This window comes from Curtobacterium sp. B18, assembly GCF_000333375.1.
Classification (GTDB): Bacteria; Actinomycetota; Actinomycetes; order Actinomycetales; family Microbacteriaceae; genus Curtobacterium.
The window spans coordinates 1-25,219 of the sequence record NZ_BACZ01000386.1 but is presented as its reverse complement, the minus strand read 5'-3'; the positions used below and the strand labels follow the sequence as shown (position 1 = coordinate 25,219).

Annotated in this window: 20 protein-coding genes and 1 pseudogene; 16 read left to right on the top strand and 5 right to left on the bottom strand. The window is 70.4% G+C overall.

Going from position 1 to position 25,219, the window contains the following annotated elements; genetic code table 11:
- Positions 1-47: 47 nt before the first annotated feature.
- Together I5E_RS10770 and guaB are read right to left on the bottom strand one after the other, a co-directional pair.
- Positions 48-1,382: an ABC transporter substrate-binding protein gene (locus tag I5E_RS10770; protein WP_022906994.1), complete on the bottom strand. Its 1,335-nt coding sequence runs from the start codon at positions 1,380-1,382 to the stop codon at positions 48-50.
- Positions 1,383-1,726: 344 nt separating this feature from the next.
- Positions 1,727-3,229: an IMP dehydrogenase gene (gene guaB / locus I5E_RS10760; protein ID WP_022906992.1), complete on the bottom strand. Its 1,503-nt coding sequence runs from the start codon at positions 3,227-3,229 to the stop codon at positions 1,727-1,729.
- 355 nt (positions 3,230-3,584) lie between these two features.
- On the opposite strand from guaB, the gene I5E_RS10755 reads away from it, so the two are divergent.
- The 7 genes and pseudogenes from I5E_RS10755 to I5E_RS21615 all read left to right on the top strand — a co-directional run bounded on the left by I5E_RS10755 (position 3,585) and on the right by I5E_RS21615 (position 11,169).
- A complete protein-coding gene (locus tag I5E_RS10755; protein WP_022906991.1) occupies positions 3,585-4,931 on the top strand; it encodes a branched-chain amino acid ABC transporter permease in 1,347 nt (448 codons plus the stop codon).
- Positions 4,932-4,942: 11 nt separating this feature from the next.
- Positions 4,943-5,929: a branched-chain amino acid ABC transporter permease gene (locus I5E_RS10750; protein WP_022906990.1), complete on the top strand. Its 987-nt coding sequence runs from the start codon at positions 4,943-4,945 to the stop codon at positions 5,927-5,929.
- Entirely contained in the window at positions 5,922-6,809 is an 888-nt protein-coding gene (locus I5E_RS10745; protein WP_022906989.1) for an ABC transporter ATP-binding protein, read from the top strand. Before I5E_RS10750 ends, I5E_RS10745 begins: the two co-directional genes overlap by 8 nt.
- The gene (locus tag I5E_RS10740; protein ID WP_022906988.1) at positions 6,806-7,633 is read left to right on the top strand and encodes an ABC transporter ATP-binding protein; all 828 of its coding nucleotides are present in this window, start codon (positions 6,806-6,808) and stop codon (positions 7,631-7,633) included. Before I5E_RS10745 ends, I5E_RS10740 begins: the two co-directional genes overlap by 4 nt.
- Positions 7,634-7,847: 214 nt before the next feature.
- Positions 7,848-8,042 carry a hypothetical protein gene (locus I5E_RS10735; protein WP_022906987.1) on the top strand — a complete coding sequence of 65 codons (195 nt, stop codon included), beginning with the start codon at positions 7,848-7,850 and terminating at the stop codon, positions 8,040-8,042.
- 55 nt (positions 8,043-8,097) lie between these two features.
- Positions 8,098-9,219, top strand: a complete 1,122-nt coding sequence (locus tag I5E_RS10730) for a GuaB3 family IMP dehydrogenase-related protein (protein WP_022906986.1) — start codon at positions 8,098-8,100, stop codon at positions 9,217-9,219.
- Positions 9,220-9,409: 190 nt separating this feature from the next.
- Positions 9,410-11,169: pseudogene (locus I5E_RS21615) on the top strand (glycerol-3-phosphate dehydrogenase/oxidase).
- A gap of 72 nt (positions 11,170-11,241) precedes the next feature.
- Here I5E_RS21615 and I5E_RS10715 read toward each other — a convergent pair.
- Positions 11,242-11,703: a hypothetical protein gene (locus I5E_RS10715; RefSeq protein WP_148286938.1), complete on the bottom strand. Its 462-nt coding sequence runs from the start codon at positions 11,701-11,703 to the stop codon at positions 11,242-11,244.
- Between the two features lie 148 nt (positions 11,704-11,851).
- On the opposite strand from I5E_RS10715, the gene I5E_RS10710 reads away from it, so the two are divergent.
- From I5E_RS10710 to guaA, 5 genes are read left to right on the top strand one after another with little or no spacing between them, the layout of a single operon-like run.
- Positions 11,852-12,382: a cation:proton antiporter regulatory subunit gene (locus tag I5E_RS10710; RefSeq protein WP_022906983.1), complete on the top strand. Its 531-nt coding sequence runs from the start codon at positions 11,852-11,854 to the stop codon at positions 12,380-12,382.
- Positions 12,383-12,385: 3 nt separating this feature from the next.
- Positions 12,386-13,828 carry a cation:proton antiporter gene (locus tag I5E_RS10705; protein WP_022906982.1) on the top strand — a complete coding sequence of 481 codons (1,443 nt, stop codon included), beginning with the start codon at positions 12,386-12,388 and terminating at the stop codon, positions 13,826-13,828.
- Between the two features lie 5 nt (positions 13,829-13,833).
- The gene (locus I5E_RS10700) at positions 13,834-14,613 is read left to right on the top strand and encodes an SURF1 family cytochrome oxidase biogenesis protein (RefSeq protein ID WP_022906981.1); all 780 of its coding nucleotides are present in this window, start codon (positions 13,834-13,836) and stop codon (positions 14,611-14,613) included.
- Between the two features lie 10 nt (positions 14,614-14,623).
- The gene (locus I5E_RS10695; protein WP_022906980.1) at positions 14,624-15,070 is read left to right on the top strand and encodes a DUF3817 domain-containing protein; all 447 of its coding nucleotides are present in this window, start codon (positions 14,624-14,626) and stop codon (positions 15,068-15,070) included.
- Positions 15,067-16,659 carry a glutamine-hydrolyzing GMP synthase gene (gene guaA, locus I5E_RS10690; protein ID WP_022906979.1) on the top strand — a complete coding sequence of 531 codons (1,593 nt, stop codon included), beginning with the start codon at positions 15,067-15,069 and terminating at the stop codon, positions 16,657-16,659. Before I5E_RS10695 ends, guaA begins: the two co-directional genes overlap by 4 nt.
- Positions 16,660-16,902: 243 nt before the next feature.
- Here guaA and I5E_RS10685 read toward each other — a convergent pair whose 3' ends face one another.
- Positions 16,903-17,775, bottom strand: coding sequence for a Bax inhibitor-1/YccA family protein (locus I5E_RS10685; RefSeq protein WP_022906978.1), 873 nt, complete (start codon positions 17,773-17,775; stop codon positions 16,903-16,905).
- Between the two features lie 367 nt (positions 17,776-18,142).
- Complete coding sequence (locus I5E_RS10675) at positions 18,143-18,643, bottom strand: hypothetical protein (protein WP_022906976.1); 501 nt, start codon at positions 18,641-18,643, stop codon at positions 18,143-18,145.
- A gap of 86 nt (positions 18,644-18,729) precedes the next feature.
- On the opposite strand from I5E_RS10675, the gene I5E_RS10670 reads away from it, so the two are divergent.
- The 4 genes from I5E_RS10670 (at position 18,730) to I5E_RS10655 (ending at position 25,137) form a co-directional block, all read left to right on the top strand.
- Positions 18,730-19,740 (top strand): glycerophosphodiester phosphodiesterase family protein, encoded by a 1,011-nt coding sequence (locus I5E_RS10670; protein WP_022906975.1) that lies wholly within the window; start codon positions 18,730-18,732, stop codon positions 19,738-19,740.
- A gap of 12 nt (positions 19,741-19,752) precedes the next feature.
- Positions 19,753-22,200 (top strand): ATP-dependent helicase, encoded by a 2,448-nt coding sequence (locus I5E_RS10665; RefSeq protein ID WP_022906974.1) that lies wholly within the window; start codon positions 19,753-19,755, stop codon positions 22,198-22,200.
- Between the two features lie 94 nt (positions 22,201-22,294).
- A complete protein-coding gene (locus I5E_RS10660; RefSeq protein WP_031262191.1) occupies positions 22,295-23,746 on the top strand; it encodes a pyridoxal phosphate-dependent decarboxylase family protein in 1,452 nt (483 codons plus the stop codon).
- Positions 23,743-25,137: a lysine N(6)-hydroxylase/L-ornithine N(5)-oxygenase family protein gene (locus I5E_RS10655; RefSeq protein ID WP_022906972.1), complete on the top strand. Its 1,395-nt coding sequence runs from the start codon at positions 23,743-23,745 to the stop codon at positions 25,135-25,137. Before I5E_RS10660 ends, I5E_RS10655 begins: the two co-directional genes overlap by 4 nt.
- Positions 25,138-25,219: the final 82 nt, after the last annotated feature.

The window sequence follows — 25,219 nt, the reverse complement described above, 5'->3', positions numbered from 1 at the left end:
GCGCCCCGCGGTCGGGCCGCGGGGCGCTGTCGATCTGGTGGTGTCGGCTACTTCTTGACCGAGCCCTGGATGGCGCTCTGGTAGACGGGCTTGTTGTCGCCGTCGAACTTGTAGATGCCGATGTAGGCGCTCGACGGGTCGTTGTTCTCGTCGAACGGACCGATGCCCGACGGACCCGTGTAGTGGATGTCCTCACCCTTGTCGAGCAGGGCGACGCAGTCCTTGAACGTCGAGCACTCGGTGCCGCCGTCGGCTCCGGACACCGCGGCCATGTTGGCCTGGATGGTCCCGGAGTCCGTGCCCTTGCCCTTCACCGCGGCGAGGGCCGCGAGGACGGTGGCGTCGTAGGACTCGGCCGCGTACGAGTAGTCGGCGAGGTCCTTGCCGGACGACTTCTTGTAGAAGGCGGACAGCTGTGCCTTGAACTCGTCCTTGGGCGAGGCGCCGGGGATGGTGCCCTGCGCGCCGGTCAGCGTGCCCTTGTCGAAGTCCTTCGAGTAGTCGGCGGTGTTGCCGTCGGACATGTAGATCTTCGACATGTCGGCGTCCTGCGACTTCAGCTCCGGGATGATCGACTTCGTCTCGTCGAACGCCAGGACGACGATGGCGTCCGGCTTCGTGGCGAGCGCCGCGGTCACCTCGGACGAGAAGGTCGTCTGTCCGGGCGGGAACTCCTGGCCCTTGCCCTTGCCGCCGTAGACGACGGATCCGCCGGAGTCCTCGATCGCCTTCTGCACGGTGTTCCGGAGACCGGTGCCGTAGGTGTCGTTGAAGACGAGGAAGGCGACCTTGGCGTTGCCGTCACCCGTGACGAGCTGACCGAGCGCCGAGCCCTGCACCGAGTCCGGCGGAGCGGTCCGGTAGTAGTACGACGAGTAGCCGGAGAGGTCCGACGCGGTGTTCGCGGGGGAGATCTCCACGATGCAGTTGCTCGTGAGCTGGTCGATGACGTTGAGCGTGACGCTGGAGGACTCGGCGCCGATCGCGACCGGGACCTTCGCGTTCACGAGCTTCGTCGCGGCCGAGCTCGACACCGTCATGTCGTTGCTGTCACCGGAGTCGGTGGCGGGGTCGATGGTGACGTCCTTGTCGAGCACACCGCCCGCGGCGTTGATGTCCTGCACCGCGAGCCCCACACCGGACTCCGCGGGCGGGTTCAGGTAGGCGAGCGAACCGGTCAGCGGCAGGATCGTCCCGATCTTCAGCGCGTCGGTGCCGGGGGTGTCCGGGGCCTTGCAGCTCGCGGCGGGGTCCTTCTTCGCGCCGCCCGACGCGGAAGAGGACGGCGAGGTGCCGCCGCTGGTGGTGGAACAGGCGGCGAGGAGGAGCGCCGCCGCTCCTGCCACTGCCAGTGCCGTGGTGGCACGGGTGGTTCTGATCATCCGTGGAGCCCTTTCTCTGCGCGGAACCTCAGGTCCCGCTGGGGATGTGAGAGAACGTAGGGTCACGGTGTTTCAGCGGTGTGACGGGGCGGTACGCAAAGTGTTTCGTTACCCAGCCGTGACGCGGGGGGCGCGGAAACCCGGGGGCCGCGCGGTGGCATGGCGGTGGCCTTGCGGTGGCGGGCGCCCCGGTCCGCGCAGCGCGGACAGCGGACGAGCCCGGTCGTGTGGTGCTCGCCGGCGTCGGGCATCGAGCGCGCGGACCGTGCCGCGATCCTGCTGCCCACCGACGACGAACGCCCCCGCTCCGTCGAGGAGCAGGGGCGTTCGGGGTGCGGATCGGCTCAGCGGCTGTAGTTCGGCGCCTCGACGACCATCTGCACGTCGTGCGGGTGGGACTCCTTGAGCCCGGCCGGGGTGATCCGGACGAACTTGCCGCGGGCCTTGAGCTCCGGGACGGTGCGGCCACCGACGTAGAACATCGACTGCCGCAGGCCACCGACGAGCTGGTAGACGACGTTCGCCACCGAGCCGCGGTAGGGCACCTGGCCCTCGATGCCCTCGGGGACGAGCTTGTCGTCCGAGGGGACGTCGGCCTGGAAGTAGCGGTCCTTCGAGTACGAGGTCTTCTTGCCACGGGTCTGCAGGGCACCGAGGGAGCCCATCCCGCGGTACGCCTTGAACTGCTTGCCGTTGACGAACACCAGGTCACCGGGGGACTCGTCGGTGCCGGCGAGGAGCGAGCCGAGCATCACGGTGTCCGCGCCGGCCACGAGGGCCTTGGCGATGTCGCCCGAGTACTGCAGCCCGCCGTCGGCGATGACCGGCACGCCGGCCTCACGCGCGGCGAGGGAGGCCTCGTACACGGCGGTGACCTGCGGGACGCCGACACCCGCGACGACGCGCGTGGTGCAGATCGAGCCGGGTCCGACGCCGACCTTGACGGCGTCGACGCCCGCGTCGATGAGCGCCTGGGCGCCCTCGCGCGTGGCGGCCTGCCCACCGATGACGTCGACCGCGGCGAAGGCGGGGTCGGCCTTGAGACGGCGGACCATGTCGAGCACGCCGGCGCTGTGGCCGTTGGCGGTGTCGACGACGAGGACGTCCACGCCGGCTTCGCGCAGGGCGGTCGCACGCTCCCAGGCGTCGCCGAAGAAGCCGATCGCGGCACCGACACGCAGTCGGCCGGCGTCATCCTTGGTGGCGTCCGGGTACTTCTCGCTCTTGTCGAAGTCCTTGACCGTGATGAGACCGCGGAGCTTGCCGTCCTCGTCCACGAGGGGGAGCTTCTCGATCTTGTGCTCGGCGAAGATCGCGACGGCGTCGTCCGGGTCGATGCCGACCGGGGCCGTGATGAGCGGGGCCTTCGTCATGACGTCGCGGACGAGCGTGGACTGCTGCTCGAACGGCGCCACGAACCGCATGTCGCGGTTGGTGATGATGCCGACGAGGGTGCCGTCACCCTCGACCACCGGCAGGCCGGAGACGCGGAACTGTCCGCAGAGCGCGTCCACCTCGGCGACGGTGGCGTCCGGGCTGGTGGTCACCGGGTTGGTGATCATGCCGGACTCGCTGCGCTTGACCTTGTCGACGGCGGCCGCCTGGTCGGCGATCGACATGTTGCGGTGCAGGATGCCGATGCCGCCCTGCCGGGCCATGGCGATCGCCATGCGGGCCTCGGTCACGGTGTCCATCGCCGCGGAGAGCAGCGGGACGTTGACCGTGATGCGCTTGGTGAGCCGGGACGCGGTCGACGCCTCGCTCGGGATGACGTCGGTGTACCCCGGCAGGAGCATGACGTCGTCGTACGTGAGTCCGATGAATCCGAACGGATCCGGCTGGTCCATGGGTCCCCTTCGTGGGCGAGGTGAAGTGGTCGAGACACCGGGAACGCTGCGGCGGGTTCCGGATAGACCATGGTAACGCGCACGCGCTCTCCCGCATTCCGCCCCGTGGACACCCGTGGGCGGCAAGGAGGCGCGGTGCGGCCCCGCCTCGGAACCCCCGTCGAGACTTCCTCCACAACGTCACAGTTGCGGCACGAATCACACAGGGAACGTGATGGAAACACGGGTGACACACAATCCCCCTAGCGTCCTCGTCATCCGAACGAGAGGCTCTTCCGTGGGATCCATCACTCCGCCGGGGTCTGCGCCGCTGCGCAGGTTCCGCCTCCGCCCGGGACGAAAGCGACCGGTCATCATGGCCGTCCTCGTGCTCGCGTTCCTGGCGACCTTCCTGATCGACTGGGCGGTGACGCTGCCGGCGATCGGCGCCACTCCGGCCCCGAGCGCGTCGGCGTCCGCGAGCACCGCACCAGCCAGCACCCAGCCGTGCACGGTCAGCCCGACGAACGGCTGCATCCAGGGCACGATCACCGACTCGGACCGCAAGGCCGTCGAGGGCGTCGCCGTCGACGTCGCCGGACCGGGCGGCTTCGCGCAGACCGCGACGACGTCCGACACCGGTCGGTGGTCGGTGAGCGTCACCGCGGCGGGCAGCTACACGGTGAGCGTCGACCAGGACACCCTGCCGAAGGGCCAGTACCTGACGAACGCGGCCGACGCGAAGCGCACCGTGTCCGCGAGCCTCAACGCGAACGTCGGCCAGATCTTCCAGCTGTCCGACCAGCAGGGGGTCGTCACGAACGACGACGCGACGAGCGTCACGCCCCAGCGGGCCTGGCAGCAGTTCGCGTCCGGCATCCGACTCGGGCTCCTCATCGCGCTGGCGTCCGTGGGCCTGTCGCTCATCTACGGCACGACGGGGCTGTCGAGCTTCTCGCACGGTGAGCAGGTCACCCTCGGCGGGTTGCTCGCGTACCTGTTCGCGAACCAGCTCGGGTGGAACATCTGGCTGACGGGGGTGGTGGTCACGCTGCTGTGCGCGGCGACCGGGTACCTGCAGGACGCCGGCATCTGGCGGCCGCTGCGGCGCAAGCGCATCAGCCTGACGCAGCTCATGATCGTCACGATCGGGTTGTCGATCGCCGCCCAGTACGCGTTCCAGTACTTCTTCGGGGCGTCGACGGTCCGCATCCAGCAGGGGAACCCGGAGACGATCCGGTTCGCCGGTGTCACGCTCACGGTACAGTCCTACGTCGCGATGGGCATCGCCCTCGTGGTCCTGGTCGCCACCGGCCTGTTCCTCGCGAAGACGCGCTTCGGCCGTGCGACCCGCGCGGTGTCGGACAACCCGGCACTCGCCAGCGCGTCCGGCATCGACGTCGACCGGGTGATCCGGTTCGTGTGGACGCTCGCAGCCGGCCTCGCGGGGCTGTCCGGCGTGATGCTCGGGCTCGTCCTCAACGGCGTGAACTGGCAGACCGGCCTGCAGCTGCTGCTGCTCATGTTCGCCTCGGTCACGCTCGGTGGCCTCGGCACCGCCTACGGCGCACTCGTCGGCTCGATGATCATCGGCGTCGTCGTGGAGCTCACGAACCTCGTGCTGCCGGGTGACTTCAAGTACGCCACCGCCCTCGTGATCCTCATCCTCATCCTGCTGTTCCGGCCGCAGGGCATCTTCGGTCGCGCCGAGCGGATCGGCTAAGGAGCGCCGCCATGGACTACATCCTCTCCCTGCTCTCCTCGCTCACGCAGGAGGCCCTCGCCCCGACCACGGCGGCGTTCGCGCTCGCCGCGATCGGCCTCAACGTCCACTTCGGACTCACCGGCCTGGTCAACATGGGCCAGGCGGCGTTCCTGCTGCTCGGCGCCTACGGCTTCGCGATCTCGATCACCAACGGGCTGCCGTTCGTGATGGCGGTCCTCGTCGCCCTGCTCGTCGCGATCGTCTTCGCGATCATCCTCGGCATCCCGACCCTGCGGCTGCGGGGCGACTACCTCGCGATCGTCACGATCTCCGGTGCCGAGATCATCCGCATGGTGGGACGCTCGAGCCTGCTCACCACGACGACCGGCGGCTCGAACGGCATCACCGGGTCGAGCTACCGCGACCCGTTCAACGCCCTCAGCCCGCTCCCGGACGGCACCACCTCCATCCTGTGGTTCACGTACTCGAACAACGGCGTCAACGGCTGGTGGATCCGCATCGCGGCGTGGGGCCTCGTCGCCCTCTTCACCCTCGTGCTGTTCCTGCTCATGCGCAGCCCCTGGGGCCGTGTCGTGAAGGCCATCCGCGAGGACGAGGACGCCGTCCGCTCCCTCGGCAAGAACGTGTACTCGTACAAGATGCAGGCGCTCGTCTTCGGCGGTGCGCTCGGAGCCCTGGCCGGCATCATCTACGTCCTGCCGAGCTCGGTGCAGCCCGACGCGATGGGCCGTTCGATGACGTTCTTCATCTGGACGGCACTCATCCTCGGCGGCGCGGCGACGGTGTTCGGACCGGTCCTCGGCGCGGTGCTGTTCTTCGTCGTCCGGCTCGCGATCCGCACCCTCGCCGGCGACTTCATCCCGAACTCGATCATGAACGCGCAGCAGGCCGAGCAGTTCTCCTACGTGCTCGTCGGCGTCGCGCTCATGCTCCTCATCGTGTTCCGTCCACAGGGCCTGTTGGGCAACAAGAAGGAGTTGACGTTCAGTGTCTGAGACCTACGCCCACCCCAAGGACGACCCGATCCTGGTCGTCGACGACGTCACCCGTCGCTTCGGCGGGATGACCGCGGTCGACGTCGACCACCTCGAGGTCCAGCGCGGCTCGATCACCGCCCTCATCGGTCCGAACGGCGCCGGCAAGACGACGTTCTTCAACCTGCTGACCGGGTTCGACAAGCCGAGCCCGGGTGCGACGACCCGTTTCAACGGCGACACGATGCAGAAGACCAGCGCGACCCACATCGCGAACAAGGGCATGGTCCGCACGTTCCAGCTCACGAAGGCGCTCAGCCGTCTCACCGTGATGCAGAACATGCTCCTCGGCGCCCGCGACCAGCCCGGCGAGAACTTCTTCGTCGGACTCGTCCCGGCGCTCTGGCGGAAGCGGGAGCGCGAGATCACGGCGAAGGCCGAGGACCTCCTCGCCCGGTTCAAGCTCGACACCAAGGCGGACGACTACGCCGGCTCGCTCTCCGGTGGGCAGCGGAAGCTCCTCGAGATGGCCCGGGCACTCATGTCCGACCCGACGATGATCATGCTCGACGAGCCGATGGCCGGCGTGAACCCGGCACTGACGCAGTCGCTGCTCGGACACATCCAGTCCCTGCGCGACGACGGCATGACCGTGCTGTTCGTCGAGCACGACATGCACATGGTCCGGCACATCTCGGACTGGGTCGTCGTGATGGCCGAGGGCAAGGTCGTCGCCGAGGGTCCGGCCGACACGGTGATGGACGACCGTGCGGTCATCGACGCGTACCTCGGTGCGCACCACGACACCGACCTCGGTGACGACTCGCTCCTGAACGAGGAGACCTACGAGGAGCTCGCCGAGGAAGTAGCGGAAGAAGACGAGCAGGAGGCGACCCGATGACCGACGCAAGCGAGCCGACGAACGCGAGCAGCGCCTCCAGTCCGGACGCCGCCCCGGCGCCCGTGGCCGGCACGGCCACCCTGGACCGCGAGCCGGTGCTCAGCGCGAAGAACCTCGTCGCCGGGTACCTGCCCGGGGTGAACATCCTGAACGGCTGCGACCTCGACTGCTACCCGGGCGAGCTCATCGGCATCATCGGACCGAACGGCGCGGGCAAGTCGACGCTCCTCAAGGCCCTGTTCGGCCTGGTGTCCATCCGCGAGGGCTCGGTGACCCTGCAGGGCGAGGACATCACCAACCTCAAGGCGAACAAGCTCGTACAGGCCGGCGTCGGCTTCGTGCCGCAGACGAACAACGTCTTCCCCTCGCTCTCGATCGAGGAGAACCTGCAGATGGGCCTGTACCTCCGGCCCCGCAAGTTCGCCGAGCGGCTCGAGGTCATCTACGACCTGTTCCCCGTCCTCGGACAGCGGAAGGGCCAGCGCGCCGGATCCCTGTCCGGCGGCGAACGGCAGTCGGTCGCGATGGCCCGGGCGCTCATGATGGACCCGAAGGTCCTGCTCCTCGACGAGCCGTCCGCCGGACTGTCGCCGGTGCGCCAGGACGAGACGTTCATCCGCACACGCCGGATCAACAAGGCCGGTGTGTCGATCGTCATGGTGGAGCAGAACGCGCGACGCTGTCTGCAGATCTGCGATCGTGGGTACGTGCTCGACCAGGGGAGGAACGCGTACTCGGGCACCGGGAAGGAGCTCGCCGACGACCCGAAGGTCATCGAGCTGTACCTGGGGACGCTCGCCAAGGACGTCGACTCCGCGCGCTGAGCGAGCGGTGTCGACCGTGGGTGCCGCTGTGGGGGCGGTACCCGCACCGAGTGGGGTCGTGCGTGGACGCTCAGCGCCGCACGGCCCCGCTCCTCACGTGGGTCGGCGCGCGGCGCGCGAGCGCCGCTCGCGTCTCGCGGCTCGCGTCACCGGTTCGGCATGCCATCGACCAGGAGGCGCGACCCGCCCCCGCCGGGTCGCTACCCTCGGACGCGTGCGGACCCCCGGCCCCCTCGTGCTCGACGCCCTCGTGTGGCTGGTCTTCGCCGTGCTCTTCGTCGGGGCGGCGCTGCTCGTGAAGGCAGCGGCCGCGCTGCTCGGGGTGCTCGTGGTGCTGGCGCTCCTGCTCGGCCTCGTGCTGCGGGTGCTGCGGAAGCGACGCGCCCGCCGCGCCCGCCGGACACGCTGACCGGCGCCCGCGGGTGTCCGTGTCACCCGGGGGACACGACCGGTAGGCTTGCCGGGTGAGTGAAGTCGAGATCGGTGCTGGCAAGCGCGGACGTCGGGCGTACGCGTTCGACGACATCGCGGTGGTCCCCTCGCGGCGCACGCGTGACCCGCGTGACGTGAGCGTGCAGTGGTCGATCGACGCGTTCACGTTCGAGTCGCCGATCCTCTCGGCCCCGATGGACTCCGTGGCCTCGCCGGCGACCGTCATCCAGATGGGCCGGCTCGGCATGCTCGGCGTCCTCGACCTCGAAGGGCTCTGGACCCGCTACGAGGACCCGACGCCCTACTACGACGAGATCAAGGCGCTCACCGACGGCAACGTCACCAAGCGCATGCAGGAGATCTACTCCGAGCCGGTCAAGGCCGAGCTGATCACCGCGCGCCTGGCCGAGATCCGCGCCGCCGGGGTGCCCGTCGCCGGGTCGCTCAGCCCGCAGCGCACGCAGGAGTTCTCGCAGACCGTCGTCGACGCCGGTGTCGACCTGTTCGTCATCCGCGGCACGACCGTCTCGGCCGAGCACGTCTCGCAGAACACCGAGCCGCTCAACCTCAAGAAGTTCATCTACGAGCTCGACGTCCCGGTCATCGTGGGCGGTGCCTCGACCTACACGGCGGCGCTGCACCTCATGCGCACCGGTGCCGCGGGTGTGCTCGTCGGCTTCGGCGGCGGCGCTGCATCGACCACCCGGGCCGCGCTCGGCATCCACGCCCCGATGGCCACCGCCGTCGCCGACATCGCCGGCGCTCGCCGCGACTACATGGACGAGTCCGGCGGCCGCTACGTGCACGTCATCGCCGACGGCGGGCTCGACACCGCGGGCGACGTCGTCAAGGCGATCGCGATGGGCGCCGACGCCGTCATGCTCGGCACCGCGCTCGCCCGCGCGACCGAGGCGCCCGGTGGCGGCTTCCACTGGGGTGCCGAGGCGCACCACCCGGAGCTGCCGCGCGGCCGCCGGGTCGAGGTGGGCACGATCGCCCCGCTCGAGAACGTCCTGAACGGCCCGACCCCGACCTGGGACGGCCGTGCGAACATCGTCGGCGCGCTGCGTCGGTCGATGGCCACGACGGGATACTCCGACGTCAAGGAGTTCCAGCGAGTAGAAGTGGTCGTGGCGCCGTACCACCGGAACTGACGGTGGCACCCGCACTCCGGCGCGGGTGACGCCTCGGCGTCACCGTGACACGGAGGCGACGATGGCCAAGACCAGCACGAGCACGTCCAGCGCGACCCGGCCGGCCCGCGCCGAGAACGCGGCACCGGGGGTGGGGTTCGACCCGTCCACGAAGCTCGGTCCCGACGAACGCACCGCCGCGATCGAGGCGATGAAGACCCGGGAGCTCGACGTCCTGGTGGTCGGCGGCGGCATCGTCGGTGCGGGCAGCGCGCTCGACGCCGTGACGCGGGGCCTGAGCGTCGGCATCGTCGAGGCCCGCGACTGGGGATCGGGCACCTCGAGCCGCTCGTCGAAGCTCGTGCACGGCGGCATCCGGTACCTCGAGCAGCTCAACTTCGGGCTCGTCCGCGAGGCCCTCATCGAGCGCGGACTCCTGCTGCAACGCATCGCCCCGCACCTCGTGAAGCCCGTCCGCTTCCTCTACCCGCTGAACCACCGTGTGTGGGAGCGCTTCTACATCGGGATCGGCATGGCGATGTACGACGCCTTCAGCTGGTCCGGCGGCCGACCGCCCGGGGTCCCGCACCACCGGCACCTCAGCCGCACGCAGGTGCTCCGCTCGATGCCGTCGCTCAAGAAGGACGCCTTCGTGGGCGGCATGACCTACTACGACGCCCAGGTCGACGACGCCCGGTACGTGGCCTCGCTCGTGCGAACGGCGGCGTCGTACGGCGCCCACGCCGCGAGCCGCATCCGGATCGAGGGCTTCATCAAGGTCGGGGAACGCGTGGTCGGTGCCGAGGCGCACGACATCCAGACCGGCGAGAAGTTCGAGATCCGCGCGAAGCAGGTCGTCAACGCGACGGGCGTCTGGACCGACGACACCCAGGCGATGATCGGCACGCGCGGTCAGTTCAAGGTGCGCGCCTCGAAGGGCGTCCACCTGGTCATCCCGCGCGACCGCTTCCAGTCGAACATGGGCATGATCCTCCGCACCGAGAAGAGCGTGCTGTTCGTGATCCCGTGGGGTCGGCACTGGCTGGTCGGGACGACCGACACCGACTGGTACCTCGACAAGGCCCACCCGGCGGCGACCGCGGCGGACATCGACTACATCCTCGCGCACGTGAACAAGGTCCTGGCGGTCCCGCTCACCCGCGAGGACGTCGAGGGTGTGTACGCCGGACTCAGGCCGCTGCTCGCCGGGGAGTCCGACCAGACGTCGAAGCTCAGCCGCGAGCACGTCGTCGCGCACACCGTGCCCGGGCTCGTGGTCGTCGCCGGCGGCAGTGGACCACCTACCGCGTGATGGGCAAGGACGCGATCGACGAGGCCGTCGCCGCGATGGACGGCAAGATCCCCGGCTCGACGACCGAGGACATCCCGCTGCTCGGCGCCGAGGGCTACCCGGCCGCCTGGAACCGCCGCGGTCGCACCGCGCGGAGCTTCGGCGTGCACAAGGTCCGGATCGAGCACCTGCTGAACCGGTACGGCACGCTCGCGACCGAGGTGCTCCGGCTCGTGAAGCAGGACCCGTCGCTCGCCGAGCCGCTCCCCGGTGCGGACGACTACATCGGGGCCGAGGTCGTCTACGCGGCCTCGCACGAGGGCGCGCTGCACCTCGAGGACGTCCTCGCCCGTCGCACCCGCATCTCGATCGAGGCCTGGGACCGCGGCGAGTCGGCGGCCCCGGTCGCGGCGAAGCTCATGGCCGACGTGCTCGGCTGGGACCAGGAGACCACCGAGCACGAGGTGTCGAACTACCTCAAGCGCGTCGCGGCGGAACGCGAGTCGCAGCTGCAGCCCGACGACGAGTCGGCGGACCGCGTGCGGCTCGAGGCGCCGGACATCGCCTTCGGGTTCGACGAGGACGACGTGGTCGTCGGCGGCGGCCGCTCGAGCGGTGCGGAGGGCGCGAAGGCGTCCGACGAGCAGGTGGTCGGCGAGAAGACGAGCGAGCCCGAGTAGGACGCGACCCGCGTCGACGACACGACCCGCGCCTCCTGGCTGTCGACGGCCTGGAGGCGCGGGTCGGCGCAGTCAGGCGGCGCGCGACCCGCGGGCGGTCCGGCGGACGCCGACCGCCTGCCCGACCACGAGGACGAAGGGGATCGCGGCCAGCGCGATCGCACTGCTGACCAGGAGGACACCGGCCCAGACGGTGTGCGCGCCACCGTCGACGCCGTAGGCGTCCGCGACGTCCATGCCGAGCCAGAAGCCGCTCCACCAGGTCATCGGGCCGCCGAGCGCGACCACGCCGAGCAGGACCGCGGCGATGACGTGGGTGCGGGCGCGGGTCACCAGGAGCGACGTGGCGAGCCCGACCGCCAGGCCGACACCGACGAGGGCGATCCCGACGACGGCCGCGACGTCGGTGCCGACCGAGAACCCCTGCCGGCCGAGTTCCGCGTGGATCATGCCGAGCGAGGTGCCCGGCACCGCGGCCAGCGGGTCGAGCACGAGCGCCTCGACGGCGAGCAGTGCGGCGTAGAGTGCCACCACCGCGACACCCGTGCCCGCCACCGTGCGCCTGGTCCGTTCGTCGTCCACAGCAGTCCCCCCGGGTCTCGTCGTCCACCGGACTGTAGCGGAACGGAATGGCCGGACCCCCTCGGTGGTTATCATCGGGGTACTCGAAAAGGGAGCCATCATGGTCGACGTCCATCGCGTCAAACTCCCCGGAGTCGGCGTGCTGCACAGCTTCTACACCGACGACGGTGGCAAGTGTGGTGTCATCACGCACCGGTCGGGTCACTCCGACCTCATCTCCTTCGCCGACGTCTCGGACGGCGCGGACAAGTCCGAGAAGGTGTCGCTGCGCCTCAGCGAGGACGAGGCGCACACGCTCGCCGAACTCCTCGGCGGCACGCGCATCACCGAGGGACTCGACAAGCTCGACGAGATCCCCGGCCTCAGCATCGACTGGTTCTCGGTCGACTACGACGACGCGATCGCCGGCAAGCCCCTCGGTGACCTGCACGACTCGGGCTTCATCGGCCTGACGGTCGTGGCGGTCGTCCGCGGTGACAGCGCGAACCCGGCCCCGTCGTCGGACTTCGTCGTGTTCCCCGGCGACACCATCGTCGTCGCCGGTGCGCCGGAGAAGGTCGCCAAGGCGTTCTCGTTCTACCGCAGCGGAGAGCTTGCGGCCGCTGCGGCCGAGGCCCCGCCGAGGAGCTAGCCCGTGCACCTGGGTGGTGAGCTGCTCACCATCGGCGTCCTGTTCATCATCGCCTACGTCCTCGGACGCCTCGGCAAGACGATCGGGTTGCCCGCGATCCCGATCTACATGGTCGTGGGGCTCATCGCGAGTCCGCACACCCCGTGGATCGGGCTGAACGTCGAGTCGCACACGATCGAGCTGATCGCGACCTTCGGGCTCATCCTGCTGCTGTTCAACCTCGGGTTGGAGTTCGACCAGGAAGAGTTCTACGGCAACGCCGGCAAGCTCCTGGTCTCCGGCGGGACGTACGTCGCCATCAACATGGGCGTGGGGTTCGCCTTCGGGTTCTCGCTCGGCTGGGGCACCCGCGAGGCGCTCATCATCGCCGGCATGACGGCGACGTCGTCGAGCGCGATCGTGACGAAGCTCCTCATCGAGCTGCGACGCCTGGCGAACGACGAGACGCCGATGATCCTCGGCGTCACCGTGATCGAGGACGTCTTCATCGCGATCTACCTCGCGATCGTCTCCGTGGTGCTGTCCGGCGACACGAACGTCTGGGGTGTCGTCGGGAAGCTCGCGCTCGCGTTCGGGTTCCTCATCGTGATGTTCACCCTCGCGCGGTTCGCGGGCAAGTGGGTGTCGCGGATCTTCGCGACCCGTGACGACGAGCTCTTCACCGTGCTGTTCTTCGGCCTCGCGGTCATGTTCGGCGGCATCGGCGACCTGCTCGGCGTGACGGACGCGATCGGCGCGTTCGTGATCGGCCTGCTCTGCGGTGCCACGCGCTACCGCGACCGCATCGAGCAGCTCGCCCTGCCGATGCGCGACGTGTTCGCGGCGTTCTTCTTCGTGAACTTCGGGCTCGGGCTCGACCTGTCGACCTTCGGCGAGGTGCTCTGGCCGGTGCTCGGCGCGATCGGCATGACCGTCGCGCTGAACGCGATCGCGGGGCAGCTCGTCGCGCGCATGAACGGCTTCAACGTCCAGCAGGGCATCAACACCGCGGTCATCCTGGTGAACCGTGGCGAGTTCGCGCTGATCCTCGCGACGCTCTCGGCAGCCGCCGGGCTCGAGGCCCGGATCACCGCCTTCGCCGGCCTGTACGTCCTCGTCATGGCGATCCTCGGGCCGCTGCTCGCGGTGAACTCGGACCGCATCGGACGGCTCGTCGTGCGTCCGGCTCGTCTGGCGCGCCTCCGGAACCGCCTCGGTGGTCGGCGCGCGGTCGCCGCAGCCGCCGCGGCCGAGGCAGCGGAAGCCGAGGCCGACGCCGCGGCGGCCGCCCGTCGTGCCGAGCGCGACCGCCAGTTCGCCGAGGAGTTCGCCCTGGTGGAGGCTGCTGGCAGCCAGGAGCGGGAGAATGAGTCCCCGGAGACGCCGTCCGAGCCCCGGACGTCGTCGATCGACACCCCCACCGAGCGCCCCGAGCGCCCGGTCCGCCAGCGCGATCCGGAGTACTGATACGAATGTGGGCCGTAGCCCGACGACCGAAGTGGATCGCGCTGCTCCTGCTGGCGCTCGTGCTCGCGGCGGTGTTCGCCGGGCTGGGCAAGTGGCAGCTGGAGCGGAGCATCGCGAACGGCACACCGCTGCCCGAGACGACCGAGACCCGGAGGAGCCTCGACGCCGTGACGGGGCCGATGCAGCCCGCGACCGAGAAGATGGCCGGGCAGAAGGTGACGGTCACGGGGACGTTCGTCGCCGGTGACACCACGGTGCTGACCGGCCGGACCGGTGGCGGGACCTACCAGACCGTCGGTCACCTGGTCGACGCGGACAGCGGCGCGAGCCTGCCGGTCGTCATCGGGTGGTCGGACCAGCGCGCCGCCGCCGTCGCCGGCGGGGACCGTCTGGCCGACGGCACGCGACTCACGGTCGAGGGGCGCTACTACCCGGCGGAGTCGCCCGACCAGGACACCTACGACAAGGGCGAGTACTCGGCCGTCGCACCGGCCCGGTTCGTGAACACGTGGAAGGCGTTCGACGACCGGATGTACCTCGGGTACGTCGTCGCCGACGGAACCACCGCGAAGACCGCCGACCTCGGCACCATCGCCGACCGGGCGCCGTCGCGCCAGGTCCAGTTCGATTGGCTGAACCTGTTCTACGCGATCGAGTGGGTGGTCTTCGCCGGCTTCGCGGTCTTCCTCTGGTACCGGTTCGTCAAGGACGCATGGGAGCGCGAGGAAGAGGACCGTCGCGAGGCGGCGCTCAGCGTCGACGGTGCCCTCGTCGACCGACGGTAGGATGGCCGATATGGCTCTGACCGTCCGAACCCGCGACATCCCGAAGATCCCGGGTGCGGTGAAGTGGTACCGCGTCTCGGCGTACATCACCGGTGTGCTGCTGCTGGCCCTCGTGATCGAGGTCATCATCAAGTACACGCCGCTCCAGCTCGAGATGCAGCTCGGCAACGGCCCGTTCTTCGTGCCGAACGGCACGGCCGGCGAAGCGCCCGGCACGTTCAACCTGTCGATCGCGATCCTCATCGCCCACGGCTGGCTGTACGTCCTCTACCTCTTCACGGACTTCCGTCTGTGGAGCATCATGCGCTGGAAGCCGTCCCGCTTCCTGCTCATCGCCCTCGGGGGCATCATCCCGTTCATGTCCTTCGTGGTCGAGCACCGCATGCAGCAGAAGGCCATGGACACCTACCACGAGCTGACCGCTGCCCAGCAGCGTGAGAAGGAGGCCGCTCGGTGAGCGAGACCGAACAGCGTCCCGTCCTCGTCGTCGACTTCGGAGCCCAGTACGCGCAGCTCATCGCGCGTCGCGTGCGCGAGGCGAACGTCTACAGCGAGATCGTCCCGCACTCCATCACCGCGGACGAGGTGAAGGCGAAGGACCCGGCGGCGATCGTGCTGTCCGGCGGTCCCTCGTCGGTGTACGAGCAGGGTGCGCCCGCGCTCGACGCCGACATCCTCGACCTCGGCGTCCCCGTGCTCGGCATCTGCTACGGCTTCCAGGCCATGGCGACCGCGCTGGGCGGCGAGGTCGCCCAGACCGGTCAGCGCGAGTACGGCGCGACCGACGTCACCGTGACCGGCACCGACAGCGTGCTGCTCGGCGCGCAGCCGGCGTCGCAGGTGACCTGGATGTCGCACGGCGACTCCGTGGCGAAGGCGCCGGAGGGCTTCGAGGTCCTCGCGTCGAGCGCCTCGACCCCGGTCGCCGCGTTCGCGTCCGACGAGCGCAAACTCTACGGCGTGCAGTGGCACCCCGAGGTCAAGCACTCGGTGCACGGTCAGGCCGTGCTCGAGAACTTCCTGCACCGTGCCGCCGGCCTGCCCGGTGACTGGAACTCGGCGAACGTCATCGACGAGCAGGTCGCCCGCATCCGGTCGCAGGTGGGCAACGCCCGGGTCATCGCCGGTCTCTCCGGTGGGGTCGACTCCGCCGTGGCCGCCGCCCTCGTGCACGAGGCCGTCGGCGACCAGCTGACGTGCGTGTTCGTCGACCACGGGCTCCTCCGCGCCGACGAGCGCAAGCAGGTGGAGGAGGACTACGTCGCCTCGACCGGTGTCCGCCTCGTCACCGTCGACGCCGAGCAGCAGTTCCTCGACGCCCTCGCCGGCGTCAGCGACCCCGAGCAGAAGCGCAAGATCATCGGGCGCGAGTTCATCCGCACCTTCGAGGCGGCGGCCGAGGCCCTCGTGCTCGAGGCGCGTGCGGAGTCCGCGGCGGGTGACGACGCCGGCGAGGTGAAGTTCCTCGTCCAGGGCACCCTCTACCCCGACGTCGTCGAGTCCGGCGGTGGTTCCGGCACGGCGAACATCAAGTCGCACCACAACGTCGGCGGCCTGCCCGAGGACATGACGTTCGAGCTCGTCGAGCCGCTGCGCACCCTGTTCAAGGACGAGGTCCGTGCGGTCGGTCGCGAGCTCGGGCTGCCCGAGGTCATCGTCGGCCGCCAGCCGTTCCCCGGCCCGGGCCTCGGCATCCGCATCGTCGGCGAGGTCACGAAGGACCGGCTCGAGCTGCTCCGCGCGGCGGACAAGATCGCCCGCGAAGAGCTGACCGCGGCCGGTCTCGACGACGAGATCTGGCAGTGCCCGGTCGTCCTGCTCGCCGACGTCCGTTCGGTGGGCGTCCAGGGCGACGGCCGCACCTACGGCCACCCGATCGTGCTCCGTCCGGTCTCATCCGAGGACGCCATGACCGCCGACTGGACCCGCCTGCCGTACGACACGCTCGCGAAGATCTCGAACCGCATCACGAACGAGGTGCCGGATGTGAACCGGGTCGTGCTCGACGTCACGTCGAAGCCGCCGGGGACCATCGAGTGGGAGTAACCCTCCCGCGCTGACGGCCCGGCACGCGTCCTGCGTGCCGGGCCGTCGTGCGTCCGGGGTCCGGTCGGCGAGGTCGCACGATCTGCCGCTCGCGGCGAGGTCGTGCGGCACGATGTGCGACCTCGGCGATGCACGTCCAGCATGTCGTGCGATCTCGGCGGGGAGGCTCGTCGTCCATCCCCATCCCGGGAACGACGACGGGCCCCGGCGCGTTCGCCGGGGCCCGTCGTGTCGTGGTGGGTGCTAGTTGCGCGAGCTGCTCGCGAGGATCGCGAGGATGCGCAGGATCTCGAGGTACAGCCACACGAGGGTGACGATGAGCCCGAAGGCCGCGGTCCACGCGTAGATCTTCGGAGCGCCGCGCTGGACGCCCGTCTTGATCTGGTCGAAGTCGAGGATCAGCGAGTACGCGGCCATGAGGACCACGAAGATGCCGATCGCGACACCGATCGGGATACCGAAGATCGTCGCGCTCATCAGGCCGAACGTGCCCTGCGTGACACCGGTCCACATGAGGACGAGGTTCACGAGCTGGAAGGCCATGTAACCGACGATCGCGATGAGGAAGAAGCGCGTCAGCTTCGGCGTCGCCCGGACCTTGCCCGACAGGAACAGCAGCAGCGTCACGGCGAAGACACCGAGGGTGCCGAACACCGCCTGCGCGACGATGCCACCGGTCTGCGTGAAGTTGTACTCGAAGAAGTTCGAGATGCCGCCGACGAAGAGTCCCTCGAAGAACGCGTAGAGCAGCACGAGGGCCGGCGACGGCTTCTTCTTGAAGGTGTTGACCATCGCGAGCACGAAGCCGACGATCGCACCGACGATCCAGACGATCGGGGGCAGGTTCCAGCCGGCGACGGCACCGACGAGGAGCACGCCGAACGCGAGGAGCGTCTTGACGATCGTGTCCTCGTACGACATGCGGTCGGTGTCGACCGTGCTCGCTGCCGGACGGTCGTACATGTACTGCAGCTGCTCAGGGGTCATCCCGCCCTGTGCCTGCTGCGGGGTCTGTCCCCAGCCAGCCTGCTGCTGACCAGCGCCGCGCCCGCCCCAGGTGTTGGGTCCCTGGTTGTTGAAGGCGGGGGACTGGTCGAAACCGGGCTTGAAGGCCATGGTGTCCTCTTCCTTGGAGATTCGAGTCCTCTCAGCCTAGGGGCGCAGTGCCGCGGAAGGCTGAGGATTCGCGGCGAGCGGAAGGGTCCCGGAGGACCACTCGACCGCAGCCTATGGGCGGGCGCTGCGTGCGCGCCCCGAAACAGCCCCGAGCCAGCCGACCGCGCCGACCGCGCTGACCGCGCCGAACGCGCCGTCCTGCGGCGGTGAGGGACGGGGCGGACGCCGGCCGCGCCTCCAGGCCGGCGACCGCGACGAGCAGCGACCGCGACCGACGGCGACCGCGACCCGCAGCGACCGCGACCGACGGCGACCGCGACCCGCAGCGACCGCGACCGACGGCGACCGCGACCAGCGACGACCGCGGTCAGCAGTGATCGCGGAGCGCCACGTGGAAGCCCGTCGTCTCGACGTGCCGTTCGGCTCCCTGGACGTACTCGACCCGGACCGGCCCCGCCGATCCGCCGTCGGACCCGGTGCGGACGACGTGCAGCACGAGGTCCACCGACTCGCCCGGTCGGATCGGGGTGCCGATCGCCGGCTCCGCGCGCCACGGGTCGTCCGGGAGCGGCCAGCTGGCGGTCCCCACCCTGACGCCGTCCGGTCCGGGGTGGGCGAGGACGGCGTCGTCGACGGCGAGGCCCGAGCCGGAGCCGAGTGTCACGCGCGTCAGCGTGGTGGCCGGTCCGGAGGGGCCGCGGAGGACGCCGGTGGCGATCGCACCGTCCGTGCCCTGCATGCAGATCGACGCACCCTGCTGCTCGAGGCCGAGGGGTCCGGGTGCGCGCACGTCGGCGAGCCAGGCCCACCCGCCGGCGATCACCACCGCGACGGCCAGTCCGCCCCGCCACCACCTGTTCGTCCCCATGCCCGAACGGTAGTGGCCCGGAGTCCGTACAGGCCACCCCCTGTCCGCGGCTCCCGGCGTGCACCTCCGGTCGCTAGGGTGCGGCCATGACCCTGGTGATCGCCCACCGTGGCGCGTCCGGCTACCGTCCCGAGCACTCGCGGAGCGCGTACGAGCTCGCGATCGAGCTCGGCGCGGACGCGATCGAACCGGACCTCGTGCCGACGAAGGACGGCGTGCTGGTGCTCCGGCACGAGAACGAGGTCTCCGGCACGACCGACGTCGCGGACCACCCCGAGTTCCTGCACCTCCGCACCACGAAGACCGTCGACGGCCAGACCGTGACCGGCTGGTTCACCGAGGACTTCACGTGGGACGAGCTCCGCACGCTCCGGACCCGGGAACGGCTGCCGGCCCTGCGTCCGGGGTCGGCGGAGCACGACGGCGAGGAACCGGTCCTCCGGCTCGAGGACCTGCTCGGGATCCTCGACGCGGCTCCGCGGCCGGTCGGGCTCGTCGCCGAGGTCAAGCACGCCGCGTTCTTCGACCGGGCCGGCCTCGCGATGGCGCCGCTGCTCGACGGGGCGCTCGCGGACGCGGGGTGGCGGCGGGACGAGCGGCTGACGATCGAGAGCTTCGAGAAGGGCGTGCTGCGCGACCTGCGGGCGCGGGGGACCGGTGGTCGCCTCGTCTACCTCCAGGAGGCGCGGGGCAGCGCCGCCGACGAGGTCGCGTCCCACGGGTCGCTGGCCCCCACGTACGCGGCCGAGCGTTCCGACGAGGCGCTCGCGTCGTTCGCGACGGAGTTCCACGGCATCAGCGTCGCGCTCGGGACCCTGATGGCCGGGGTGGACAGCGTGGCCCTGACGGACCCGACGCCGGTGCGGAGCGACATCGTCGACCGCGCGCACGGGGCCGGGCTGGCCGTGTACACCTGGACGCTCCGGCCGGAGAACCGCTTCCTGCCGGCGCCGCTCCGTCGCGGGGGCGAGGTCGCGGCGTTCGGCGACTGGGAGCGGTGGTTCACCTCGGTCGTCCGGACCGGGGTCGACGGGGTGTTCGCCGACCACGCCGACCTGGCCGTGCTCGCCCGCTCGGCTGTCGGGGGCCCGGCCTAGACTGTCCCGGACATGACGATCGTGCTGGACCCATTCGAGTCGTCCCCGGAGCACGGGGGTGGCGCCGCTGCCTACGAGGACCCGTTCACCGCGGGTCTGAACCCCCAGCAGAAGGAAGCCGTCGAGTACCGCGGCGAGTCCCTGCTCATCGTGGCGGGTGCCGGTTCCGGCAAGACCAGCGTGCTGACCCGGCGGATCGCCCTGCTGCTCGCCAACCGTGAAGCCTGGCCGTCGCAGATCCTCGCGATCACGTTCACGAACAAGGCCGCCGCCGAGATGCGCGAGCGGGTGCAGGCGCTGGTCGGACAGGCAGCCGAGGGCATGTGGATCTCCACGTTCCACTCGGCGTGCGTGCGGATCCTCCGGCGCGAGGCCGAGCGGTTCGGGTTCGCGCAGTCGTTCACGATCTACGACTCCGCCGACTCGAAGGCCCTGCTCAAGCGGATCATCAAGGAGCTCGAGGCGGACTCGCTCGGGCTGACCGTCGGCGCCGCGGCCTCGAAGATCTCGAAGCTCAAGAACGAGCTGCAGGACATCGACTCCTACGCCCGGAACATCAACGCGAACGACCCGCAAGAGGTCATGTTCACCGAGGTCTTCCGTCGCTACACGAACGAGCTGCGCCGGGCGAACGCCTTCGACTTCGACGACCTCATCGGCCAGACGGTGTTCCTGTTCCGTGCCTTCCCCGAGGTCGCCGCGCTCTACCAGCGCCGGTTCCGGTTCATCCTCGTCGACGAGTACCAGGACACCAACCACGCGCAGTACGCCCTCATCCGCGAGCTCACGCGGCCGGTCCCGGTCGAGCAGGTGGACAAGCTCGAGGACGCCGGGCAGCACGTCGCCCGCATGCGCGAGGCCGACGGGTCGATCGCCCCGGCGTCACTGACGGTCGTCGGCGACTCCGACCAGTCCATCTACGCGTTCCGCGGGGCCGACATCCGCAACATCGTCGAGTTCGAGCGGGACTTCCCCAACTCGAAGGTGGTGCTGCTCGAGCAGAACTACCGGTCGACGCAGAACATCCTCGACGCGGCGAACGCCGTCATCGCGAACAACTTCGACCGGCAGGCGAAGAACCTGTTCACGGACGTCGGAGCGGGCGACAAGATCGTCGGGTTCACGGGCTACACCGGCCACGACGAGGCGCAGTTCGTCGCCGACGAGATCCAGCGCCTGCACGAGGAAGGCATGTCCTACCGCGACATGGCGGTCTTCTACCGGACGAACTCGCAGACCCTTGCACTCGAGGAGATCTTCATCCGAGCGGCGATCCCGTACCGGGTCCTCGGCGGCACGAAGTTCTACGAGCGTGCCGAGATCAAGGACGCGATGGCGTACCTGATCACGGTCGCCAACCCGGCCGACCCGATGGCGCTCCGTCGGGTGCTCAACGTCCCGAAGCGCGGCATCGGAGCGGTCACCGAGACCACCCTGCAGCGCTACGCCGACGAGCACGAGACGACGATGCGGGACGCCCTCCGGCACGCCGACGAGCTCGGGTTCGGGCCGAAGGTCCGGAACGCGATCACGGCGTTCGCGGCCCTGCTCGACGACGTCTCCTCGCGCGCCGAGACCCAGCCGGTCGTGGACACGCTCACCCAGCTGCTCGACGGCTCCGGGCTGCTCGAGAACCTGCGGAAGTCGCCGGACGCGCAGGACGCCGCCCGTGCGGACAACATCGACGAACTCGTCGCGGTGACCCGAGAGTTCCAGAAGAACAACCCCGAGGGCACCCTGTCCGACTTCCTGACCGAGGTCTCCCTCGTCGCCGCGGCGGACGAGCTCGACGACTCGTCCGGCACGGTGTCGCTCATGACGCTCCACACGGCGAAGGGCCTCGAGTACGATGCGGTGTTCCTGACCGGCGTCGAGGAAGACCTGCTGCCGCACCGGATGTCGGCGAACGAGCCGGGTGGCCCGTCCGAGGAACGCCGGCTCTTCTACGTCGGGATCACCCGCGCGAAGAAGTCGCTCTTCCTGTCGCTCGCGATGACCCGGGCACAGTTCGGCGACGTCAACGTGGCGATGCCGTCCCGCTTCCTGCAGGAGATCCCCGAGGGGCTCATCGAGTGGAAGCAGTCCCCGGGCATGGCGAACAGCCGCGGTGGCACCGAGCCCCGCGCGCTCAACGCCCGACGCGGCGGCGGCATCGGCGGAGCCGGCGGCGGTGGCGGCTACCGCGGCGGTGGTGGCTGGGGCGGTGGCTCGTACGACCGGGCCGCGGCGGCGCAGAAGACCCGCCCGAAGACCGAGTGGGCGAACCGGGTGTCCGGGCAGGTCCGCGACAACGGGGACATGGAGCTCGTCGCCGGCGACCGCATCAAGCACGTCGACTTCGGCGAGGGCACGGTGTCGGCGGTGACCGGCATCGGAGCGAAGCGAATCGCCGAGATCGCGTTCGACTCGGCGGGCCGCAAGAAGCTCCTCATCAAGATCGCGCCGATCGAGAAGCTCTGAGGCGCTGACCTCCTCACACCGACGCGCCCGGCCGGCCCGGGGGCGTGCTGCTGCACGTGACAATCGCCGACAGGTGAGGTTAGCCTTACCTAACGTGACAGCCCTCATCGAATTGCTGACCTCTGCCAACGCCGAGCGCTACCGCACCGCCGTCACCGAGACGGTCGACCGGCTCGCGGACCGCATCGCCGCCGTCGACCGGCCGACGACCGACACCCCGGCGGACGTCCTGCGGGCCCGTGTGGCCGCCGTCGACCTCGACGCGGAGCCCCTCGGGACCGACCGGGCGCTCGCCGAGCTCGACGACCTGTTCGTCCGCGAGGCCGTGTGGTTCCACGACCCGGCGTCCCTCGCCCACCTGAACTGCCCGGTCGCGCTGCCCGCGGTCGCGGCGGAGTCGGTGCTCGCCGCCGTGAACACCTCGGTCGACACCTGGGACCAATCGCGGATCGGGACGGACATCGAGCGGCACGTGGTGTCGTGGCTCGCCGGGCGCATCGGGTTCGCGGACGGTGACGGGGTGTTCACCTCGGGCGGGTCCCAGTCGAACCTGCAGGCGCTGCTGCTGGCACGAGAAGCAGCGAGAGCAGCGGTCGGGACGGCCGCGTCGCGACTCACCGTCTTCGCCACCGCCGAGTCCCACTTCAGCGTCCGCAAGTCCTGCCGGCTGCTGGGCCTGGCCGACGACGCCGTCGTCGACGTCCCCACCGACGACGCCGGCCGGATGCGTGCGGCGGCCCTCGCCGAGGCGATCGTCGCCGCGCGACACGACGGCCGCACGCCGATGGCCGTCGTCGCCACGGCCGGCACGACCGACCGCGGCGTGATCGACCCGCTCGAGGCGATCGCCGACGTGTGCGACCTCGAGGACGTCTGGCTGCACGTGGACGCCGCGTACGGCTGCGGGCTGCTGGTGTCCCCGACCCGGCGGCACCTGCTCGCCGGCATCGAGCGCGCGCGGAGCGTCACGGCCGACATGCACAAGTCGTTCTTCCAGCCGGTGTCGTCGAGCGCGCTGGTCGTCCGTGACCCCGCCGACCTCCGGCGGACCGCCTGGTACGCGGACTACCTCAACCCCGAGGACGCCGCCGAGCCGAACCAGGTCGACAAGTCCCTGCAGACGACCCGGCGGTTCGACGCGCTGAAGCTCTGGGCGACGCTGCGGGCGACCGGGGCCGGGGCGATCGGCCGGGCGTTCGACCAGGTGATCGACCTCGCCGCCGCGACGCACGCGATCGTCGACGAGCACCCGGACCTCGTGCTCGTCGCGCCGACCGACCTCAGCACCGTGCTCTTCCGGTGGCAGCCCGCCGGCGTGACCGACACCGAGGCCGACGCCCTGGTCGCCCCGATCCGTGCCGCGCTCCTCGCCGAGGGACGGGTGCTCATCGCGAAGACCGTGATCGCCGGTCGGCCGTGCAACAAGCTGACGCTGCTCGACCCCGGGACGACGGCGGACCAGCTGCGCGCGGCACTCGAGCACGTGGCGGCCACGGCGGCCCGTGTCCGAGCGACGACCGCCGCACCGGAAGGAGCCGCGCGATGACCGCCGCCGACACCCGCCGGACCGCCGACCGCCCCGTCCACGACGTCGTCGGCATCGGCATCGGACCCTTCAACCTCGGGCTCGCCTGCCTCGCCGACCCGCTCGACGACCTCGACGCGGTGTTCCTCGACGCCGCCGACGGGTTCGCCTGGCACCACGGCATGATGCTCGACGACGCCACGATCCAGGTGCCGTTCCTGGCCGACCTCGTGACGATGGCGGACCCGACCTCGCCGTTCTCGTTCCTCGCATGGCTCAAGGAGACGGGGCGGCTCTACCCGTTCTCCATCCGCGAGGACTTCCACCCCCTGCGCAGCGAGTACGACGCCTACTGCCGGTGGGCCGCCGACCGCCTGGACACGCTCCGCTGGGGACGCCGGGTGACGGCCGTCGAGCACGACCCGGCGACCGACTGCTTCACGGTGCACGCCGAGACCGATCAGGGTCCCGAGACGTACCGCGCACGACACGTCGTCGTCGGCATCGGCACCGAGCCCGCCGTACCCGCACCGCTGACGGACCTCCCCGGCCCGGTCGTCCACTCCGCCGAGTTCCTGCCGAACCGCGAGGGCCTGCGGACAGCGGGGAGCATCGCCGTCGTCGGCAGCGGCCAGTCCGCCGCCGAGGTCTACCGCGAGCTGCTCGAGGACGCCCGGCACGACGGGTACCGGCTCGACTGGATCACCCGGTCCCCGCGGTTCTTCCCGATGGAGGACACGAAGCTCACGCTCGAGATGACGAGCCCCGAGTACACGGACCACTTCCACGCCCTGCCCGAGGCCGTTCGGGACCGCCTGGGCCGCGAGCAGCGCGGGCTCTACAAGGGCATCAGCGCGGACCTCGTCGACGCGCTGTACGACCAGCTGTACCGACTCAGCGCGCGGGGCCCGGTCCCGACGTCGCTCCGCACCGAGACGAGCGTCGTCGACGCCGAGTGGCTCGCCGATCGGGGCACGTACCGGCTGACGCTCCGCCACGAGCAGCTCGGCGAGACGTACGCGCACGAGGTCGAGCGCCTGGTCCTCGCGACCGGGTACCGCCCCCGGGCCACGGACTTCCTCGACCCGGTGGAGCACCTCGTCGCGCGGGACGCGCGGGGTCGCCTGGCGGTCGCACGCGACCACCACGTCGACACCCTGGGCGGCCGCATCTGGGTGCAGAACGCCGAGGAGCACACGCACGGGCTCACCGCGCCCGACCTCGGCATGGGTGCGTGGCGGAACGCGTCGATCCTCCGGTCCGTCACCGGTCGCACCGTGTACGGCCTGGAGGCGCGGATCGCCTTCCAGGAGTTCGGCCTGCCCGCCTCGGCCCGCTCCACGGCACCGGGCGGTACCCCGGACGGCGCGCCGCCCCGGCGCGTGCGCGAGCACGCGGAGGCGTCCGCATGACCGTCGACGCGACCACGCTGCCCGACGTGACGCCCGATGCCGGGGCCGAGCCGCGCCTCCTGGCCGTCGAACCCGTGACCCG

Excerpts from the sequence above, each read along its gene's own strand:
- I5E_RS10670 (WP_022906975.1), top strand. The coding sequence starts at position 18,730 with ATGACCCTGGTGATCGCCCACCGTGGCGCGTCCGGCTACCGTCCCGAG.
- I5E_RS10740 (WP_022906988.1), top strand. The coding sequence starts at position 6,806 with ATGACCGACGCAAGCGAGCCGACGAACGCGAGCAGCGCCTCCAGTCCG.
- I5E_RS10755 (WP_022906991.1), top strand. The coding sequence starts at position 3,585 with ATGGCCGTCCTCGTGCTCGCGTTCCTGGCGACCTTCCTGATCGACTGG.
- guaB (WP_022906992.1), bottom strand. The coding sequence starts at position 3,229 with ATGGACCAGCCGGATCCGTTCGGATTCATCGGACTCACGTACGACGAC.
- I5E_RS10655 (WP_022906972.1), top strand. The coding sequence starts at position 23,743 with ATGACCGCCGCCGACACCCGCCGGACCGCCGACCGCCCCGTCCACGAC.
- I5E_RS10685 (WP_022906978.1), bottom strand. The coding sequence starts at position 17,775 with ATGGCCTTCAAGCCCGGTTTCGACCAGTCCCCCGCCTTCAACAACCAG.
- I5E_RS10700 (WP_022906981.1), top strand. The coding sequence starts at position 13,834 with ATGTGGGCCGTAGCCCGACGACCGAAGTGGATCGCGCTGCTCCTGCTG.
- I5E_RS10675 (WP_022906976.1), bottom strand. The coding sequence starts at position 18,643 with ATGGGGACGAACAGGTGGTGGCGGGGCGGACTGGCCGTCGCGGTGGTG.
- I5E_RS10750 (WP_022906990.1), top strand. The coding sequence starts at position 4,943 with ATGGACTACATCCTCTCCCTGCTCTCCTCGCTCACGCAGGAGGCCCTC.
- I5E_RS10710 (WP_022906983.1), top strand. The coding sequence starts at position 11,852 with ATGGTCGACGTCCATCGCGTCAAACTCCCCGGAGTCGGCGTGCTGCAC.
- I5E_RS10770 (WP_022906994.1), bottom strand. The coding sequence starts at position 1,382 with ATGATCAGAACCACCCGTGCCACCACGGCACTGGCAGTGGCAGGAGCG.
- I5E_RS10665 (WP_022906974.1), top strand. The coding sequence starts at position 19,753 with ATGACGATCGTGCTGGACCCATTCGAGTCGTCCCCGGAGCACGGGGGT.
- I5E_RS10695 (WP_022906980.1), top strand. The coding sequence starts at position 14,624 with ATGGCTCTGACCGTCCGAACCCGCGACATCCCGAAGATCCCGGGTGCG.